Annotated in this window: 15 protein-coding genes; 9 read left to right on the forward strand and 6 right to left on the reverse strand. The window is 68.9% G+C overall.

What is annotated here, in order from left to right:
* The first annotated feature begins 17 nt into the window (after positions 1 to 17).
* Positions 18 to 1,730, forward strand: coding sequence for a bifunctional protein-serine/threonine kinase/phosphatase (locus QTH87_RS10790; RefSeq protein ID WP_286608905.1), 1,713 nt, complete (start codon positions 18 to 20; stop codon positions 1,728 to 1,730).
* Positions 1,731 to 1,843: 113 nt separating this feature from the next.
* Here QTH87_RS10790 and QTH87_RS10795 read toward each other — a convergent pair whose 3' ends face one another.
* Positions 1,844 to 3,112, reverse strand: coding sequence for an MFS transporter (locus QTH87_RS10795; protein ID WP_286608906.1), 1,269 nt, complete (start codon positions 3,110 to 3,112; stop codon positions 1,844 to 1,846).
* Positions 3,113 to 3,366: 254 nt separating this feature from the next.
* Here QTH87_RS10795 and QTH87_RS10800 point away from each other — a divergent pair, with 254 nt between their 5' ends.
* The gene (locus tag QTH87_RS10800) at positions 3,367 to 4,635 is read left to right on the forward strand and encodes an ANTAR domain-containing protein (protein WP_286608907.1); all 1,269 of its coding nucleotides are present in this window, start codon (positions 3,367 to 3,369) and stop codon (positions 4,633 to 4,635) included.
* A 32-nt stretch (positions 4,636 to 4,667) separates the two neighbouring features.
* On the opposite strand, the gene QTH87_RS10805 is transcribed toward QTH87_RS10800, so the two are convergent.
* From QTH87_RS10805 to QTH87_RS10820, 4 genes are all read right to left on the reverse strand, one after another.
* On the reverse strand, positions 4,668 to 5,477 hold the full coding sequence (locus QTH87_RS10805) for an ABC transporter ATP-binding protein (protein ID WP_286608908.1): 810 nt from the start codon (positions 5,475 to 5,477) through the stop codon (positions 4,668 to 4,670).
* A gap of 55 nt (positions 5,478 to 5,532) precedes the next feature.
* The gene (gene ntrB, locus QTH87_RS10810) at positions 5,533 to 6,486 is read right to left on the reverse strand and encodes a nitrate ABC transporter permease (RefSeq protein ID WP_286608909.1); all 954 of its coding nucleotides are present in this window, start codon (positions 6,484 to 6,486) and stop codon (positions 5,533 to 5,535) included.
* An 11-nt stretch (positions 6,487 to 6,497) separates the two neighbouring features.
* Positions 6,498 to 7,745, reverse strand: coding sequence for a CmpA/NrtA family ABC transporter substrate-binding protein (locus QTH87_RS10815; protein WP_286608910.1), 1,248 nt, complete (start codon positions 7,743 to 7,745; stop codon positions 6,498 to 6,500).
* Positions 7,746 to 8,080: 335 nt separating this feature from the next.
* Positions 8,081 to 9,361, reverse strand: a complete 1,281-nt coding sequence (locus QTH87_RS10820) for a nitrate regulatory protein (RefSeq protein ID WP_286608911.1) — start codon at positions 9,359 to 9,361, stop codon at positions 8,081 to 8,083.
* 81 nt (positions 9,362 to 9,442) lie between these two features.
* Between QTH87_RS10820 and tsaD the strand changes: the two genes are divergently transcribed.
* Positions 9,443 to 10,489, forward strand: a complete 1,047-nt coding sequence (tsaD, locus tag QTH87_RS10825; protein WP_286608912.1) for a tRNA (adenosine(37)-N6)-threonylcarbamoyltransferase complex transferase subunit TsaD — start codon at positions 9,443 to 9,445, stop codon at positions 10,487 to 10,489.
* A gap of 35 nt (positions 10,490 to 10,524) precedes the next feature.
* Here the strand turns inward: tsaD and QTH87_RS10830 are convergent, their stop codons facing one another.
* Positions 10,525 to 10,896, reverse strand: coding sequence for an Hsp20/alpha crystallin family protein (locus QTH87_RS10830; RefSeq protein WP_286608913.1), 372 nt, complete (start codon positions 10,894 to 10,896; stop codon positions 10,525 to 10,527).
* 126 nt (positions 10,897 to 11,022) lie between these two features.
* On the opposite strand from QTH87_RS10830, the gene QTH87_RS10835 reads away from it, so the two are divergent.
* The 6 genes from QTH87_RS10835 to tpiA all read left to right on the forward strand — a co-directional run bounded on the left by QTH87_RS10835 (position 11,023) and on the right by tpiA (position 18,302).
* Positions 11,023 to 12,312: a branched-chain amino acid ABC transporter substrate-binding protein gene (locus QTH87_RS10835; protein ID WP_286609070.1), complete on the forward strand. Its 1,290-nt coding sequence runs from the start codon at positions 11,023 to 11,025 to the stop codon at positions 12,310 to 12,312.
* Entirely contained in the window at positions 12,272 to 13,495 is a 1,224-nt protein-coding gene (locus tag QTH87_RS10840; RefSeq protein ID WP_286608914.1) for a pyridoxal phosphate-dependent aminotransferase, read from the forward strand. The genes QTH87_RS10835 and QTH87_RS10840 overlap by 41 nt, the downstream gene beginning before the upstream one ends.
* Positions 13,496 to 13,652: 157 nt before the next feature.
* Entirely contained in the window at positions 13,653 to 13,919 is a 267-nt protein-coding gene (gene rpsO / locus QTH87_RS10845) for a 30S ribosomal protein S15 (protein WP_007837783.1), read from the forward strand.
* Between the two features lie 212 nt (positions 13,920 to 14,131).
* Positions 14,132 to 16,456: a polyribonucleotide nucleotidyltransferase gene (gene pnp, locus QTH87_RS10850; protein WP_286608915.1), complete on the forward strand. Its 2,325-nt coding sequence runs from the start codon at positions 14,132 to 14,134 to the stop codon at positions 16,454 to 16,456.
* Between the two features lie 83 nt (positions 16,457 to 16,539).
* A complete protein-coding gene (locus QTH87_RS10855; protein ID WP_286608916.1) occupies positions 16,540 to 17,538 on the forward strand; it encodes an NAD(P)H-quinone oxidoreductase in 999 nt (332 codons plus the stop codon).
* An 11-nt stretch (positions 17,539 to 17,549) separates the two neighbouring features.
* Positions 17,550 to 18,302, forward strand: coding sequence for a triose-phosphate isomerase (gene tpiA, locus QTH87_RS10860; RefSeq protein WP_286608917.1), 753 nt, complete (start codon positions 17,550 to 17,552; stop codon positions 18,300 to 18,302).
* Positions 18,303 to 18,318 lie beyond the last annotated feature (16 nt).

Raw genomic sequence — 18,318 nt, forward strand, 5'->3', positions numbered from 1 at the left:
ACATGGACAATGGCGCCATGAGCTTCGAAGTGGACATCGGCTACAGCAGCCAGCGCGGGCCCCGCGAGGTCAACGAGGACTTCGCGGGCACCGTTCGCGCGCCTGCCGGCGAGGAGGCGCGCGGACTGATCGCCGCCATCGCCGACGGCGTGGCCACCGGCGGCCGCGGACTTGAAGCGGCGCAGACCACCGTCATGGGCCTGCTGGCCGACTATTTCGCGACGCCCGAGACATGGGAGCCGACGGCCGCGCTGGACCGTCTCATCGGCGCCCAGAACGCCTGGCTGGCCGACCACAACCGCCGCCGGCAGGGCGGTGGCGGCACGGCGCTCACCACGCTGACCGCTCTGGTGCTGCATGGCCAGAGCTACACGCTGGCCCATGTCGGCGACACCCGCGGCTGGCGTGTTCGCGAGGATGGCGACGCTGCCGTGGCGCTGACCCAGGACCATGCCTTCGAGCACCCGGACCTGCGCAGCCGGCTGACCCGCGCGATTGGCCTCGACGACCAGGTGCGGGTCGACTACGTGCAGGGCGACATGCGCGTCGGCGACTGCTTCGTGCTGACCTCCGACGGCGTGCACGGGGTGCTCAAGGCGCCGCTGCTGGCGCGCCTGGCGCTGCAGGGCACGGCGCGCGAGGGCAGCGAGGCGCTGGTGAACGCAGCGCTGGCGGCCGGCACGCGCGACAACGCCACGGCGCTGGTGATCCGCGTCATCGGCCTCGATGCGCGCCGGCTCGACGACGAGCTCGGCGACGTCCGTCGGCTGGCACCGCCTGCGGCGCTGAAGGTCGGCGACCTGCTCGACGGCTACGTCGTCACCGCGCGGGTCGCCGACACCGGCGTGCACCTGCTCTACCAGGCGCGTGATCCGGACACGCGCGAACTGGTCGCGATCAAGACGCTGCATCCCTCGCGCGCCGGCGATCCCGAAGAGCGCGCCATGCTGGCGCACGAGGCCTGGCTCGGTCTGCACGTCAGCGCGCGTGCCGACAGCGGCTTCGTGCGCGTGCACGAACGGGCCGGCAACGCCAGCGCCCTCTACATCGTGTTCGACTGGCACGGCGGGCGCACGCTCGAGCAGCTGCAGAAATCCGGGCCGCGCGGCAACACGGCCGAGGTGGTCGCCGCTGCCATCGCGGTCGCCCGGGCCCTGGGGCGGCTGCACCGGCACGGCGTGGTGCATCGCGATATCAAGCCGGGCAACCTGCACCTGGGCGACGACGGCCGCTGGCGCGTCCTCGACCTCGGCGTCGCGCTGTCCGGCCGCGAAGGCGATGCGCAGCGCGAGCTGCATGCGGGCACGCCGAGCTACATCAATCCCGAGCAGTGGGAGGGTGCCGGCGCCGATGCGGGCAGCGACCTGTTCGCGCTCGGCGTCACGCTCTACCAATGGCTTGCGGGGCGACTGCCCTATGGCGAGATCGAGCCCTACCAGCTGGCGCGCTACCGGCGCGACCCGGTCGCACTGTCGCGCATCCGCCCCGATGTGCCGGTCTGGCTCGACCATCTGGTGTGCAAGGCTGTGGCGCGCGACCCGCGCCTGCGTTTCGAGACCGCCGAGGAACTGCTGCTGGCGCTCGAGCGCGGTGCTTCGCGCCCCGTCGGGTCGCCGGGCGCCACGCCGCTGATCCATCGCGATCCGGCTGCCCTCGTGAAGATCGGGCTGGCCGTGTCGCTGCTGTTCAACGCACTGCTGGTGCTGTGGCTGCTCTTCCTGCCGAAGTAGGCACTCCCGCGGGCTCGCGCACTGCGTGTCGCGCTCCACCCCCTCGCCGGGGGCGATAACAGCGGCCCGGCGAAGCCGGTTCCGCGGCATCCCTGGCATTGGCATGGTGTGGTTCATGCGTTTCGAGCCCTGGGTGACTTCGCGGCATTTGCAGGCGCCGAGTGGTGCGCCGCGATCCGCGCGCGGCCGCCCTTTTCGGCCCAGGTGCGGGTCCAGCGGATCTGCATGATGCGCATCACGCCGAGCATCACCAGCGACAGCAGCGCGAAGAAGACGAAGCCCCAGGCATAGCTGCCCAGGTACTGCTTGGACAGGCCCATCGCGTTCGGAACCAGGCCGCCGCCGAGCGCGCCGATCTCGCCGATCATCGAACCCGCCACCGCGGTGCTGGCCGGCCAGCGCAGCGGCACGAGCTGGAAGAGGGCGCCGTTGCCGGCGCCGAGCGCCGCGAAGCAGACGATCAGCAGCAGCGTGGTGAGGACCAGCGAGAAGGACGAGAAGCCCACCAGCACCAGCCCGACCGCCACGACCGCCAGCACCAGCGTCAGCGTGTTGACGCCGCCCCAGCGGTCGGAGATCCAGCCGCCGACGATGCGCACCGCGGCGCCCATGAAGGCCGCCAGCATCGTCAGCTGGCCGGCCTGCACCTTGCTCACGCCGAACTGGTCGTAGTAGTAGGAGGGCAGGAAGGTCGTGAGGCCGATGAAGCCGCCGAAGGTCACGCCGTAGATCAGGCTGAAGACCCAGCCGTCCTTCTCGAACAGGCAGGCGATGTGCTCGCGAAAGCTGGCGTGGCTGTCGACGTCCGGCGGCTCCTTGGCGAACACGATCATCACGACCATGGGCAGCAGGATCGCGCCGGCGGCGACGCCGTACACCGCCTGCCAGCCCAGCCACTGCGCGAGCGGCGGCGCCACCAGCACCGACACCGCCGTGCCGACGTTGCCGGCGCCCACCAGGCCCATCGCGAGCCCCTTGTGCTGCGGCGGGAACCAGCCCGAGCCCAGCGACAGCGCGACACCGAAGCTGGCGCCCGCGATGCCGAGCAGCACGCCCATCGCGAGCAGGTCGTTGAAGCTCTTGACGAAGAAGAAGCCGAACAGCATCGCCACCGCGATCAGGGCCATCTCGACCAGCGTCGCGTTCTTGCGGCCGATGTACTGCGACAGGATGCCGAGCGGGAAGCGCATCAGTGCGCCGGCGATGATCGGCACCGACAGCATCAGGCCCTTCTGTGCCGGCGAGAGATCGAAGGTCTCGCCGATGAAGGGCGCCATGGCACCGTTGAGCACCCAGATGCAGCACGAGAACGAGAAGTACAGGAAGGCCGAGAACAGCGTCGGGCCGTGGCCTGTTTGCAGAAACGTCTTGAAGCTGGACATGGCGGTCAATGCGAAATGCCGCGGCGCGGCCGCAAGCAGGCCGTGTCGTCGGACGGGGTTGGAGAGGGGTGGCAGCGGCGACAGCCGGCGGCCTGAGGGGTGGGCCCGGCGATGGATTCGCCGGGTTGCGGGCAGTGGTCTGCCGCTTCACCAATGCGGTGCTTCGTTACACCGCCCCTCGAATCACGCAAGAGGCATGCCAGTGAGTGGAGGCCCGCCTGGCCTATGCTTCGCATCACTTCCAGCCCGTTCCCGTGACCTCTCTGCTCGTCGCTCTTCCCTCTGAAAACCCCGATGCCGCGCTGCCTCCCGCGCTCGCGCGGGCCCTGGCCGGCCGCGCCATCGAGTCGATCGCCTGCAGCGATCTGGTGCGCCGGGTCGCGGCCTCGGCACCAGACGAGGTCCTGCTCTGGCTGCCACTGCCAGCGCCCGAGGCCCTGTACGAGGCCCTGCGTGCCTGGTCGGGTGCGCCGCCCTGCGCCCTGGGCCTGGTCAGCGCGCCGCTCGACGCCGGCGCGCACGAGCGGCTGGTGGCGCTCGGCGTGCATGCCTGGGCGCCGATGGACGGGCTCGACGCACCGTCGCTCGATGCCTTGCTGGCCCGCGCCCGCGCGCGCCGGCAACGCGAGGCTGCGCTGCGCACCGAACTGGAGGCCTCCCGCACCCGCCTGGACGAGCGCAAGTGGATCGACCGCGCCAAGGGGCTGCTGATGGCGGCCCGCGGCATCGACGAGGACGAGGCCTTCGGCCTGCTGCGCGGGGCCGCGATGCACGCCAACCTCCGGCTCGGCGAGGTCTCGCGCTCGGTGCTCGAGGCCGCGCAGTGGGCCGATGCCATCAACCGCGCAGGCCAGTTGCGCATGCTGTCGCAGCGGCTGGTGCGGCTCGCCGCGCAGGGCCTGGCCGGCATCGATGCGCGGCGCGCCCGGGTGCTGCACACCGAATCCGCCGAGCGGGTGCAGCACAACCTGGATCATCTCGCGACCCTGGCGCTGGGCCAGCCCGGCATCGCGGCGCTGGCTAGGTCGCGCAGTGCGTGGCAGGAACTGAAGGCGGCGCTGGCCGTGCGGCCGATGGCCCTGGCGGCGATCGACGCCCGCGCCGAAGCCCTTCTGGCCACCGCCGAGGCGCTGACCGAAGCGCTCGAGGCCTCCGGTGGCCGCCGGGCGCTGCGCATCGTCAACATCTGCGGCCGGCAGCGCATGCGCGCGCAGCGGCTGGCCAAGGATGCCCTGCTGGCATCGATGCTGCCGGCCCCCGACTCGCAGCAGCGCCTGGCGGCCACGATGGACGAGTTCGAGGCCGCGCTGACGGAACTCGAGGCGACGCCGCTGAGATCGCCCGAGATCCGCGCCGCGCTCGCGGTTGCGCGCGACGAATGGCTGCGCCTGATGGGCGGCGTGCGCGGCCTCGACAGCGCCGACGGCCGGACTTCGCTGGTGCGTTCCAGCGATGCACTGGTCGACACCTTCGAGCGCCTCACCGCCTCGTACGAACACAGCCTGCAGGTCATCATGTCCTGACTCACGGTTCACGCGAGGGCGGCACCGGCGGCTCAGGCCGCGGTCTTCTCGACGTGGGCCTGGCGCGTGTAGAGAAAATCGATCACCGCCTTGCGCGCATGCACGTAGGTCGGGTCCTCGGCGAGTTCCACGCGGTTGCGCGGCCGCGCGATGTCGACGGTGAGCACTTCGCCGATGGTGGCGGCCGGGCCGTTGGTCAGCATCACGATGCGGTCCGACAGCAGCACCGCCTCGTCGACGTCGTGCGTCACCATGACCACGGTGCTGCGGGTCTTCTGCACGATCGCCAGCAGTTCGTCCTGCAGCTTGGCGCGCGTGAGCGCGTCGAGGGCGCCGAAGGGCTCGTCCATCAGCAGCACCTTGGGCTCCATCGACAGCGCGCGTGCGATGCCCACGCGCTGCTTCATGCCGCCCGATATCTCGCCCGGCCGCTTCTGGGCCGCGGCGGTCAGCCCGACCATGGCCAGCGCGGCCTCGGTGCGCGCCTTGACCTGTGCCTTGCTCTCGGTGGCCGCGAACACGCGCTCCACCGCGAGGTGGACGTTTTCGTAGCAGGTGAGCCAGGGCAGCAGCGAATGGTTCTGGAACACCACGGCGCGCTCGGGGCCCGGGCCCTTGATCTCGCGGTTGGCGCACAGCAGCACGCCCTGGGTCGGCACGGTCAGGCCGGCGATCAGGTTCAGCAGCGTCGACTTGCCGCAGCCAGAGTGGCCGATCAGCGTGATGAACTCGCCCTTGGCCACCCGCAGGTCGATGTCGCGCAGCGCGAGGAAGCTGCCGCGGGCGGTCTTGAAACGCTGCTCGACGCCCTGGATCTCGATGTACTTGCTGTCGTCGTTCATTGGAAACCTCCGCGCAGCAGCGCTGCGGCATTCGTGCTGGGAAAGGCGGTGCGACTCATGACTTCACCTCTTCGAAGGTGAACGCGGTGGCGATGCGGATCAGCGCGAACTCGAGCAGCAGTCCGACGATGCCGATCACGAAGATCGCGATGATGATGTTGGAGACGTTGAGGTTGTTCCACTCGTCCCAGACCCAGAAGCCGATGCCGACGCCGCCGGTCAGCATCTCGGCCGCGACGATCACGAGCCACGCGGTGCCGACCGCGAGCCGCACGCCGGTCAGCATGTAGGGCAGCACGGCGGGAAAAAGGATGCGCGTGAAGATCTTCCATTCGCTCAGGTTCAGCACGCGCGCGACGTTCATGTAGTCGCTCGGCACGCGCTGCACGCCCACCGCCGTGTTGATGATCATGGGCCAGATCGAGCAGATGAAGATGGTCCAGATGGCGGCCGGATGCGCGCCCTTGAAGACCAGCAGGCCGATCGGCAGCCAGGCCAGCGGAGACACCGGACGCAGCAGGCTGATCAGCGGATTGAACATGCGCGAGAGGAACTTGAAGCGGCCGATCGCGAAGCCGGCCGGGATGCCGACGGCAGCGGCGAGGCCGAAGCCCAGCGCCACGCGCTGCAGCGACGAGAGCACGTTCCAGCCCACGCCCTGGTCGTTCGGGCCCTTGCTGTAGAAGGGATCGCTGAAGACGTCGAGGGCCTGCTTCCAGGTCGCGAGCGGCGACGGGAAGCCGGTGGTGCTGCTGAGCGCCACCAGTTCCCAGATCAGGATGAGCAGCCCGAAGCCCAGCAGCGGCGGCATGCCGTGCCGCCAGATTGCGCCGAAGTCGCGCGGCGGACGTTCGGGGGCGGGCGGCGTGACCGGCGTGACCTGCGTGACGGATGCGGCGGGCACGGCAGTCGGGGTCGACGTGGCGCCCGCTGCGGCGACCCGCATCGGCACCGGGGTGGCGAGGGCCGGACCGGTGTCCAGCGGGGAATGAAAGACGGCGCTGACCATGTTTGTGCTCCTCAGGCCTGGACCTTGAACGACTCGGCGTACTTCTTCGGGTCCTTGCCGTCCCAGACCGTGCCGTCGAACAGCTTGCTGCTGCGCATCACGTCCTTCGGCACTGAAGTCTTGGTCGCGGCGGCGGCCTGCTTGTAGATGTCGATGCGGTTGATCTGCGAGGCCACCTGCAGGTAGTCCGGATGCTCCTTGAGCAGGCCCCAGCGCTTGTGCTGGGTGAGGAACCACATGCCGTCGGAGAGGTAGGGGAAGTTCACCGCGCCGTCGGCGTAGAACTTCATGTAGTTGGGGTCGTCCCAGCTCTTGCCGAGGCCGTTGGTGTAGCGCCCGAGGATGCGCTGGTTGATCGCGTCGACGTTGGTGTTGACGTAGCTCTTGTCGGCGATGGTCTCGGCCATCTTGTTCTTGTTCTGCAGGCCGGCGTCGATCCACTTGCCCGCCTCGAGGATCGCGGCGGTCACGGCGCGCGCGGTGTTGGGGTACTTCTTCACGAAGTCGCCCGTGGTGCCGAGCACCTTCTCGGGGTGGTCCTTCCAGATGTCCTGCGTGGTGATGGCCGTGATGCCGATGCCGTCCATGATCGCGCGCTGGCCCCAGGGCTCGCCGACGCAGTAGCCGTCCATGTTGCCCACGCGCATGTTGGCCACCATCTGCGGCGGCGGCACGGTGATCACCTTGGCGTCCTTCTGCGGATCGATGCCGTTGGCCGCCATCCAGTAGTAGAGCCACATCGCATGGGTGCCGGTCGGGAAGGTCTGGGCGAAGGTGTACTCGGCCTTCTCCTTGCTCATCAGCTTGGCCAGCGAGGCGCCGTCGACCGCTCCCTTGTCGGCCAGCTTCTTCGACAGCGTGATGGCCTGGCCGTTGTTGTTCAGGGTCATGAGCACCGCCATGTCCTTCTTCGGGCCGCCGATGCCGACGTGCACGCCGTAGACCAGGCCGTAGAGCACGTGGGCGAAGTCGAGCTCGCCGTTCACAAGCTTGTCGCGCACGCCGGCCCAGCTGGCTTCCTTGCTCGGGACGATCTTGACGCCGTACTTCTTGTCGATGCCCAGCACCGAAGCCATCACGACGCTGGCGCAGTCGGTCAGCGGAATGAAGCCGATCCGGACTTCCTCCTTCTCGGGCTTGTCCGAGCCCTGGGCCCAGACGGCGGCGCGCAACGCGGGATCGAGGCCGATCGCGCCGGCGGCAGCGACCTGCAGCACGCGGCGACGACTCAGTTTGGAAGGCAGCAGGGAATCGGTCATGGGGCGAACTCCGATGAAAGAGGAAAAGGCGGATCGAAAAACAAAAAAGGCGTCCTCGTCGCGCAGGGGCTGCTCGAAAACGAGCCCCTTGCGGATGAGGACGCCTTTGTCCGTGTCGGCCGACTGCACCCGCCGTTGGATGCCGTCTGCCTGTAGACCTACGTCGGTCTGTACCTGGGAGGATTGCAAGCGCCGTGCCAACGTCGATTCACGGCCGATTGCTATCAAAACCGTAGCAACAATCCTTGTCCCGGCTTGAGGAAATCGCCGTCAGCGCGGATCAGCTGCCGGCTGCCCGGAATTTGTGCGTCGCACCATTCCGGGCCTCGATGCACTCAGCGCGACGGCTCGGCGGGCAGGTACTCGGCCATGGCGAGCACCGATTCGGCAACGTCGATGAGCCGCCGGTTCTGGTTCATGGCGGTCTGCCGCAGCATCTTGTGCGCCTCTTCCTCGCTCAGGCGCCGGTGCGCCATCAGCAGGCCCTTCGCGCGTTCGACCAGCTTGCGTTCGTTCAGGGCCGCGCGCACGGTGTCGAGTTCGTCGCCCATGGCCTGAAGCCGGCGCGACTGGTCGCGCACCATCTCGAGGATCGAGCGCTCGAGCTGCGGGCCGTAGGCCGCCGCGCCGGCCGAGGGCTCGGGCGTGCCGCCGTCGTCGTCGAGGAACAGCGCGGCCGGCGTGGCGGCGATGCCATCGTCGGCCGCGAGCGTCTCGAGCAGCGCCTGGTGGCCGGCGAGCTGGTGGCGCGCCTCGGCGGTCCTGGCGTCGCACAGGGCGCGCAGCTCGGCGGCCAGTCGCTCCTCGATCGCCTGCATGGCGTCGATGCGGCGCGTGCAGCCGTCGAACCAGGTCTGGCTCAGGTTGGTGTCGAGCACCACGCCGGCCGGCGCCGCGCAGGCGATGCGGCGCAGCCGCTCCTGCTCGGCCAGCTGCGCCGGCTGCTGGCTGGCGCGCCACAGCCCGGCGACGCCGGCTTCCGAGAAATCGACGAAACGCTCGAAGCAGTGCTCCTGCGAGGCGATCAGGTGCAGCCACTGCTGCTGGCGCGCGCTGTCGTTCTGACCCGACGCGAAGGCGGCCGCACCGCAGGCCCGTTCCTGGCCCGCGAATTCCTTGCCCTGCATGAAATTGAACATCGCCACCAGCCGGCGCGATATCTCCGGGTCGGTGGCGCCGTCGGCGGCCTCGAAGACCACCGCGAGCAGGCCGGCGATCAGCTTGACGAAGGCAGCGGTCGAGCGGTCGGCATCGATCTCGAAGGCGCCGATGCGACGCCGCAGCTCCGGCAGCGCATTCAAGCCCGGCAGCACCCAGGCGATGCGGCTGAACAGGCGGGCGCCGTTGCCGATCGACCCGCCATCGGCATCGAGCTGCTCGAACGCCTGCCGGACCGCGGCCTCGAGCAGCTCGCACTGCGCGAGCTGCTCGACACGCTCGCGGGCGAAACGCTGGCCGCGCGAAGCCAGCAGCACGTTCGAGATGCCGCGTTCGCGCTGCAGGCCGTGCACCAGCCGCGCGATGGTGCCCACCAGCTCGCTGGTGCGGGCCAGCTGCTCGAGGGCGTCGATCTCGCAACGCAGGGCGGCGACAAGAAAGCTCAGTCCGGATTTCATGGGGTCACGACATCGAGCAACATCCATGCCTCGAAGTCAAGGTGCGCCGTCGGGCCATGGGGCCGGCCCTACACTCGTCGCATGCTTGTATTGGGAATCGAGTCCTCCTGCGACGAAACCGGCGTGGCGCTGGTCGAAGCCGGCGCCGGCGGCCTGCCGCGGCTCGCGGCGCACGCGCTGCACAGCCAGATCACGATGCACCAGGCCTATGGCGGCGTGGTGCCCGAACTCGCGAGCCGCGATCACATCCGGCGCGTTCTGCCGCTGACCGAGGCCGTCTTCGCCCAGGCCGGCCGCAGCCTGTCGGAGGTCGACGTGATCGGCTACACGCGCGGACCAGGGCTCGCGGGGGCGCTGCTGGTCGGCGCCGGCGTGGCCTGCGCGCTGGCGGCGGCGCTCGGCCGGCCGGTGCTCGGCGTGCACCATCTCGAGGGCCACCTGCTGTCGCCCTTCCTGAGCGCCGATCCGCCGGAGTTCCCCTTCGTCGCGTTGCTGGTCTCCGGCGGCCACACCCAGCTCATGCGGGTCGACGGGGTAGGGCGCTATGCGCTGCTCGGCGAGACCATCGACGACGCCGCAGGCGAGGCCTTCGACAAGAGCGCCAAGCTCATGGGGCTGCCTTACCCGGGCGGGCCATGGCTGGCCAGGCTGGCGGAGCAGGGCGATCCCGAGGCCTTCAAGCTGCCGCGCCCGCTGCTGCACAGCGGCAACCTGGACTTTTCGTTCGCCGGCCTCAAGACCGCGGTCCTGACCCAGGCGCGCAAGCTCGGCGACCAGCTGGAGGCGCGCAAGCCCGACCTGGCGGCCTCGACCCAGGCCGCGATCGTCGAGGTATTGCTGAAGAAATCGATGGCGGCGCTCGAGCAGACCGGCCTCGACCGTTTCGTGGTCGCGGGGGGCGTCGGCGCCAACCGCATGCTGCGCGAGCAGCTCGATGCGGCCTGCGCCCGGCGCGGCGTGCGGGTGCACTACCCGGAGCTCGCGCTATGCACCGACAACGGCGCCATGATCGCGATGGCCGCTGCGATGCGGCTCGAGGCCGGCATCCAGCCGCCGACCGAGCGCTATGCCTTCGACGTCAAGCCGCGCTGGCCCCTGGCCTCGCTCGGCGAGCCCCAGCAGGCCTGAGCGGGCTCGGGGCCGCCGGGTGCGCGCTCGCAGGATCAGTTGATCGTCAGCTGCGCGACGTTGCTGACCGGCACCAGCTTGCCGAGCTTCAGCGTCAGGACGCCGTTCTCGAGCCTGGCTTCGCTGGTCGCGACATCGATGTCCTGCGGCAGCTCGTAGGCGGCCTTGAACTGGCGCTTGGCTTCGGCCTTGCTCTCGATGCGGACGACGGCGCCTTCGATGCCGATCGTCAGGTCGTCGCGCGAGAGGCCGGGCACGTCGAGCGTGAGGGTCCAGGTCTTGTCGTCCTGCTCGACATTGAGCGAGCGCTGGGCGCCGACGAAGGCTTCGTTGACGAAGCGCTCGAGGCTGCGGTCATGGGCGCGCGGGACGAAACGGGCGGTGCGGACTGCGGGTGCGAAGAACATGATGAGACTCCTGGGCTGAGGATGAGCAACGGGACAAGGAATGTGTGTCCCTTACACTGCGCGGCCGTTCACAAGACATCTGCCGCATGGCTCCCATCTAGGCGCGGTGTGGTGCGTTTCAAGACAATGATCTCCAGCTTTATTTGGCGCCGCAGGGCCTTGAAATTGGCGGCCCTGGCGCTATGCGCTCCGGCTCTCGGATTCGCGCAGGCCCCGTCGCCGGCCTCCACGCAGCCGATCCGTCTCGCCATGATCGAGAGCATGAGCGGCCCCTTCGCCAACACCGGCGAGGCCGTGTTCCGCAACCTGCTGTGGGCTGTCGAGCGCGTCAACGCGCGTGGCGGCGTCAAGCTGCCGGGCGGTGCCCGCATGCTGCAGCTCGACCGCTACGACAGCAAGGGCCAGAACGAGGAAGCGCTGTCGGCGCTGCGTGCGGCCATGGACGACGGCGCACGCATCGTGCTGCAGGGCAACTCGTCGGCCACCGCGGCGGCGCTCATCGACGCCATCGACAAGAACAACGAGCGCGACCCGTCGCGGCGCGTGCTGTTCCTCAACTACTCGGCGGTCGACCCGGTGCTCACCAACGAGCGCTGCAGCTTCTGGCACTTCCGCTTCGACGCTCATGCCGACATGCGCGTCAGCGCGCTCATGCAGGTGCTGCAGGACGACAAGTCGCTGCAGCGCGTCTACCTGATCGGCCAGGACTACAGCTTCGGCCAGTCGGTGCTGCGTGAATCGCGCCGCCAGCTCGCGGGACTCAGGCCCGACGTGCAGGTGGTCGGCGACGAGTTGCATCCGATGGGCCGCGTGAAGGACTTCGCGCCCTATGCGACCAAGATCATGGCCAGCGGCGCGCAGGGTGTCATCACCGGCAACTGGGGCAACGACCTCACGCTGCTCGTGAAGGCCGCGCGCGAGGCCGGCTTCAACGGCACCTTCTACACCTTCTACGGCAATGCGCTCGGTGCGCCGGCCGCCATCGGCGATGCCGGCATCGGCCGCGTGGTGGCGGTGGCCGACTGGCTGCCGAACGTGCAGACTCCGCAGAGCGAGGCCTTCTACCGCGACTTCCGAACCCGCTTCCCCAAGCCCTCCGACGACTACGTCCACATGCGCATGCAGCTGCTGGTCGAGGCGCTCGCACAGGCCATCGAGCGCGCCGGCAGCGTCGACACGGCAGCCGTGGCGCGCGCGCTCGAGAAGGCGGACGTCACGCTCGCCGGCCAGCGCGGCCACATGCGCGCCGAGGACCATCAGTTCCAGCAGCCGCTGGTGGTCGGCGTCATGGACAGGCAGGGCGCGCAGGGCGTCAGGTTCGACGTCGAGGGCTCCGGCTACGGTTTCCGGGTCGTGAAGATGATTCCGGCCAGCCGTGCCGAGATGCCGACCACTTGCAAGATGCAGCGCCCCTGAGGCGCAGGCCAGGAAGACATCGATGAGACAAGCCATCCACGACCTCGAAGCCTCGAAGATCCGCGAGGTCGCCAATGCCGGGCTCGGCCGCAGCGACGTGCTCGCCTTCTGGTTCGGCGAGAGCGACGAAGTCACGCCCGAGGTGATCCGCCAGGCCGCGATCGAATCGCTGCAGCGCGGCGAGACCTTCTACGCCCACAACCTGGGCCTGCCCGAGCTGCGCGAGGCGGTCGCCGGCTACATGAGCGAGCTGCATCCGCGGATTGACGCCTCGCGCATCGCGATCACCTCGGGCGGCGTCAGCGCGCTGATGCTCGCGGTGCAGGCGCTGGTCGACGCCGGCGATGAAGTGGTGGCGATCACGCCCGTGTGGCCCAACCTCACGGCCCAGCCGGCGATCCTCGGCGCCCGCGTGCGCTGCCTGTCGCTGGTGCCCCAGGCCGGCCAGTGGACGCTCGACCTCGACGCGCTGCGGGCGGCCGTGACGCCGGCCACGAAGCTGCTGATCGTCAATGCGCCCAACAACCCGACCGGCTGGACGCTCACGCGCGACGAGCAGCAGACGATCCTCGACCACTGCCGCACCACCGGCACCTGGATCCTGGCCGACGAGGTCTACGAGCGGCTCTATTACGAGCCCTCGCCCAAGGGCTGCGCGCCGAGCTTCCTCGACCTGGCTGCCCCGGACGACCGCCTGGTGGTCGCGCACAGCTTCAGCAAGAGCTTCCTGATGACCGGCTGGCGCCTGGGCTGGCTGGTGCTGCCCCCGGCGCTGATGGAGGGCATGGGCAAGCTGATCGAGTTCAACACCTCGTGCGCCAGCGTCTTCACGCAGCGCGCCGGCATCGCGGCGCTCGCGCACGGCGCCGAGATCACGCCGCGGGTCGTGGCCCACCTCAAGGCCTGCCGCGACACGCTGGTGCCGCTGCTGGCCGCGATCCCCGGCGTCGAGGTCGCGCCGGCGAGCGGCGGCATGTACGCCTTCTTCCAGCTCCAGGGCTTCGGCGATTCGCTCGATGTCGCCAAGAGGCTGGTCGTGGAAGCCGGCCTCGGCCTGGCGCCCGGCAATGCCTTCGCTCCCGAGGCCCAGGGCTGGCTGCGCTGGTGCTTTGCCTCGAAGGACAGGCAGCGGCTGGTGGAGGGCGTTTCCCGCCTCGAGCGCTGGCTCGCCAAGCAGCGCTGAATCACCGCCGGAGCGCCTGCACCGAGCCGGGACGCGCTCGGTATATAATCCCAAAGCTTTGCATGTTGCAAGCGCACGGTGGGTGCAGTTCCAGCGCACACCGCAAGTCAAACATCCCGACGGTTCAAGCCCCGGGATCGGAACGAAGGAAACACACATGATCGCCGCCTCCATCAAGGCCGAAGTCGTCAAGGACAACGCCCGCGCCGCCAACGACACCGGCAGCCCCGAAGTCCAGGTCGCACTGCTGACCGCCCGCATCAACGAGCTCACGCCTCACTTCAAGACGCATGCCAAGGACCACCATGGTCGCCGTGGCCTGCTGCGCATGGTGAGCCGCCGCCGCAAGCTGCTGGACTACCTCAAGTCCAAGGACGCCGACCGCTACACCGCGCTGATCGCCAAGCTGGGCCTGCGCAAGTAAGTCGAATCGCATGCAAAAACGCCTGGGTTAGTCCGCTAGCTCAGGCGTTTTTTACTTCGGAGCCGCAAAAACAGAGCGAAGCTGTGTCATTCCAGAGAGGTTCTGCCCGAATTTCCCTGGAATGGCATCGTGTTCTGAGATGCGCTCCGGCCCCCGGCGGGCCCCGTGGTCGTCACGAGGCAGAACCACCGCCAAACAATCAGGAGCACAACATGAGCCTCTTCAACAAAGTCACCAAGTCCTTCCAGTGGGGCGACAAGACCGTCGTCCTCTCGACCGGCGAAATCGCTCGCCAGGCCAGCGGTGCCGTGACCGTGGACATCGACGGCACCGTGGTGCTGGCCACCGTGGTCGCCTCCAAGTCGGCCAAACCGGGCCAGGACTTCTTCCCGCTGACCGTCGACTACATCGAGAAGACCTACGCCGCGGGCAAGATCCCCGGCAGCTTCTTCAAGCGCGAAGCCAAGCCCAGCGAGCACGAGACGCTCACCAGCCGGCTGATCGACCGCCCGATCCGTCCGCTGTTCCCCGAAGGCTTCCTCAACGAAGTGCACGTGGTCATCCACACGCTGTCGCTGAACCCCGAGGTCGATGCCGACATCGCCGCCATGATCGGCGTCAGCGCCGCGCTGTCGATCTCCGGCATCCCGTTCAGCGGCCCGATCGGCGCCGCCCGCGTGGGCTACATCAACGGCCAGTATGTGCTGAATCCGGGCCAGACCGCCCGCAAGGATTCGCAGATGGACCTGGTCGTTGCCGGCACCGAAGCCGCCGTGCTGATGGTCGAGTCCGAAGCCCTGCAGCTGAGCGAAGAGATCATGCTCGGCGGCGTGGTGTTCGGCCATGAGCAGGCCAACGTCGCGATCAACGCGATTCACGAACTCGTGCGCGACGCCGGCAAGCCGGTGTGGGACTGGGTCGCTCCGGCCGAAGACGAAGCCTTCGTCGCCAAGGTCAAGGGCCTGGCCGAGGAAAAGCTGCGCGCGGTCTACCAGATCCGCAGCAAGCAGGCCCGCACGCAGGCCCTGCGCGAAGCCAACGCCAGCGTCATGGCCTCGCTCAAGGAAAGCGGCGAGCCCTTCGACGCCGGCAAGGTCAACGACCTGCTGTTCTCGATCGAATCGAAGATCGTGCGCAGCCAGATCCTGTCGGGCGAACCGCGCATCGACGGCCGCGACACGCGCACCGTGCGCCCGATCGAGATCCGCAATGGCGTGCTGCCGCGCACCCACGGCTCGGCGCTGTTCACGCGCGGCGAGACGCAGGCGCTGGTCATCACCACGCTCGGCACCGAACGCGACGCACAGCGCATCGACGCGCTGATGGGCGAATACGAAGACCGCTTCCTGTTCCACTACAACATGCCTCCGTTCGCCACCGGCGAAGTCGGCCGCATGGGCTCGACCAAGCGCCGCGAAGTCGGCCACGGCCGTCTCGCCAAGCGCGCGCTGGTCGCCGTGCTGCCGAACAAGGAAGAGTTCCCGTACACGATCCGCGTCGTTTCGGAAATCACCGAATCGAATGGCTCGTCGTCGATGGCTTCGGTCTGCGGCGGCTGCCTGTCGATGATGGACGCCGGCGTGCCGATGAAGGCCCACGTGGCCGGTATCGCCATGGGCCTGATCAAGGAAGACAACCGCTTCGCCGTGCTGACCGACATCCTCGGCGATGAAGATCACCTGGGCGACATGGACTTCAAGGTGGCCGGCACGACCAACGGCATCACCGCCCTGCAGATGGACATCAAGATCCAGGGCATCACGAAGGAAATCATGCAGGTCGCCCTGGCCCAGGCCAAGGAAGCGCGCATGCACATCCTCGGCAAGATGCAGGAAGCCATGGGCGAGGCCAAGGCCGAGGTGTCGAGCTTCGCGCCGCGCCTGACCACGCTCAAGATCAACCCCGAGAAGATCCGCGACGTGATCGGCAAGGGCGGCGCGGTCATCCGCGGCCTGCAGGAAGAAACCGGTACGACGATCAACATCGACGAGGACGGCACCATCACCATCGCCTCGACCGATCCGGAGAAGGCCGAGTTCGCCAAGAAGCGCATCGAGCAGATCACGGCCGAAGTGGAAATCGGCAAGGTCTACGAAGGTCCGGTCACCAAGATCCTCGACTTCGGCGCACTGATCAACCTGCTGCCCGGCAAGGACGGCCTGCTGCACATCAGCCAGATCGCGCACGAGCGCGTCGAGAAGGTCACCGACTACCTGAGCGAAGGCCAGATCGTGAAGGTCAAGGTGCTCGAGACCGACGAGAAGGGTCGCGTCAAGCTGTCGATGAAGGCTTTGGCCGAGCGTCCGGCCGGCATGGAATTCCAGGAACGCGCGCCGCGCGAGGACCGTGGCGATCGCGGCGACCGTCGCGAGCGTTCGGACCGCGGCGGCGACCGTGGCGACCGTGCCCCGCGTGCCGATCGCGCACCGCGCTTCGACAACAACAACGAGCGCGGCGGCGAGCAGCCTGAAGCGGTGGTCGAGCAGCAGCAGCAACCGGGTCAGGAAACGAACCGCGGCGGCGACCACTCGGCCTGACGGGCCGCGGTGGCGGCGACGCCACCGCAGCCTGCGGGCCGGCCGGCGTGCGCGAGAGCGCGCGCCGTACCCAGGAACACAGCATGAAAGCCATTGAGATCTCATCGTTCGGCGCCCCCGAGGTGCTGCGCGTGGCGGAACGCCCGGCCCCCGTGGCGGGCGAGGGCGAACTGCTGATCCGTGTCGCCGCCAGCGGCGTCAACCGGCCCGACGTGCTGCAGCGCACGGGCAACTATCCGGTACCGCCGGGTGCATCCGATCTGCCGGGCCTCGAGGTCGCGGGCGAGATCGTCGCGGGCGACGCGAAGGCGCTGGCCGCGGCGGGCTTCGCCATCGGCGACCACGTCTGCGCGCTGGTCGCGGGCGGTGGCTACGCAGAGCTCTGCACGGCCCCGGTCGCGCAGTGCCTGCCGGTGCCCAGGGGCTGGAGCGATGTCGACGCCGCCACCTTGCCCGAGACCTTCTTCACGGTCTGGAGCAACGTGTTCGAGCGCGGCCGGCTGCAGAAGGGCGAGACCCTGCTGATCCAGGGCGGCTCCAGCGGCATCGGCGTGACCGCGATCCAGATCGCCAAGGCGCTCGGCGCCACGGTGATCGTGACCGCGGGCAGCGACGACAAGTGCGAGGCCTGCCTGAAGCTGGGCGCCGACCACGCGATCAACTACAGGACGGCCGATTTCGCCGAGGAGGCCAGGCGCCTCACGGGCGGCAAGGGCGTCGACGTGATCCTCGACATGGTGGCCGGCAGCTACGTGGCGCGCGAGCTCGATTGCCTGGCCGAGGACGGCCGGCTCGTGATCATCGCGGTGCAGGGCGGCGTCAAGGCCGAGATCAACGCCGGCCTCGTGCTGCGCCGCCGCCTCACGATCACCGGCTCGACACTGCGTCCCCGGCCGGTGGCGTTCAAGGGCGCGATTGCCAAGGCGCTGCGCGAGAAGGTCTGGCCGCTGCTCGAAAGCGGCGCGATCAAGCCGATCGTCCACAGCCGCTTCGCGGCCGCGGGCGAACCGAGCGGCGCGGCCCAGGCCCACACCCTGATGGAATCGAACCAGCACATCGGCAAGATCGTGCTGACCTGGTGAACAGAAACGACATGACAACCAAGAAGAAGCTGATCGCCGGCAACTGGAAGATGAACGGCAGCCTCGCGGCCAACGAGGCGCTGCTGAAGGCCCTGCTGGCCGGAGTCGGCACACCCGCGTGCGAGGTGGCGGTCTGCGTGCCGGCGCCTTACCTCGCGCAGGTGCAGTCGCTGGTGGCGGCATCGCCGATCGCGCTCGGTGCACAGGACATCTCGGCCCAGCCGCAGGGCGCCTTCACGGGCGAACAATCGGCCGCCATGCTGAAGGAGTTCGGCGTGCGCTATGCGCTGGTGGGCCATTCGGAGCGTCGCCAGTACCACGGCGAGACCGACGAGGGAGTGGCAGCGAAGGCTGCGTCGGCGCTCGCCAACGGCATCACGCCGATCGTGTGCGTGGGCGAGACGCTGGCCGAGCGCGAGGCCGGTCATACGGCCGAGGTGGTCAAGCGGCAACTGGCCGCCGTGATCCACGTCAACGGCCATTGCATCAGCGAGATCGTGGTCGCCTACGAACCCGTGTGGGCCATCGGCACCGGCAAGACCGCCACGCCCGAGCAGGCGCAGGCCGTGCACGCACTGCTGCGCGCCCAGCTGCACCATGCGGCGAGCGAACACGCGGCCGGCATCCGCATCCTCTACGGCGGCAGCATGAATGCCGCCAACGCCGCCGAGCTGCTGGCCCAGGCCGACATCGACGGCGGCCTGATCGGCGGTGCTTCGCTGAAGGCGCCCGATTTCCTGCAGATCATTGCCGCGGCCCGCTGAAACGCGATCCGCAACC

The sequence above is a fragment of the Variovorax jilinensis genome (assembly GCF_030316885.1).
In the GTDB taxonomy this organism is placed as follows: Bacteria; Pseudomonadota; Gammaproteobacteria; order Burkholderiales; family Burkholderiaceae_C; genus Variovorax; species Variovorax jilinensis.

Excerpts from the sequence above, each read along its gene's own strand:
- QTH87_RS10790 (WP_286608905.1), top strand. The coding sequence starts at position 18 with ATGAGCTTCGAAGTGGACATCGGCTACAGCAGCCAGCGCGGGCCCCGC.
- rpsO (WP_007837783.1), top strand. The coding sequence starts at position 13,653 with ATGATCGCCGCCTCCATCAAGGCCGAAGTCGTCAAGGACAACGCCCGC.
- QTH87_RS10805 (WP_286608908.1), bottom strand. The coding sequence starts at position 5,477 with ATGAACGACGACAGCAAGTACATCGAGATCCAGGGCGTCGAGCAGCGT.
- QTH87_RS10855 (WP_286608916.1), top strand. The coding sequence starts at position 16,540 with ATGAAAGCCATTGAGATCTCATCGTTCGGCGCCCCCGAGGTGCTGCGC.
- tpiA (WP_286608917.1), top strand. The coding sequence starts at position 17,550 with ATGACAACCAAGAAGAAGCTGATCGCCGGCAACTGGAAGATGAACGGC.
- ntrB (WP_286608909.1), bottom strand. The coding sequence starts at position 6,486 with ATGGTCAGCGCCGTCTTTCATTCCCCGCTGGACACCGGTCCGGCCCTC.
- QTH87_RS10830 (WP_286608913.1), bottom strand. The coding sequence starts at position 10,896 with ATGTTCTTCGCACCCGCAGTCCGCACCGCCCGTTTCGTCCCGCGCGCC.
- QTH87_RS10795 (WP_286608906.1), bottom strand. The coding sequence starts at position 3,112 with ATGTCCAGCTTCAAGACGTTTCTGCAAACAGGCCACGGCCCGACGCTG.
- tsaD (WP_286608912.1), top strand. The coding sequence starts at position 9,443 with ATGCTTGTATTGGGAATCGAGTCCTCCTGCGACGAAACCGGCGTGGCG.
- QTH87_RS10835 (WP_286609070.1), top strand. The coding sequence starts at position 11,023 with ATGATCTCCAGCTTTATTTGGCGCCGCAGGGCCTTGAAATTGGCGGCC.
- QTH87_RS10820 (WP_286608911.1), bottom strand. The coding sequence starts at position 9,361 with ATGAAATCCGGACTGAGCTTTCTTGTCGCCGCCCTGCGTTGCGAGATC.
- pnp (WP_286608915.1), top strand. The coding sequence starts at position 14,132 with ATGAGCCTCTTCAACAAAGTCACCAAGTCCTTCCAGTGGGGCGACAAG.
- QTH87_RS10815 (WP_286608910.1), bottom strand. The coding sequence starts at position 7,745 with ATGACCGATTCCCTGCTGCCTTCCAAACTGAGTCGTCGCCGCGTGCTG.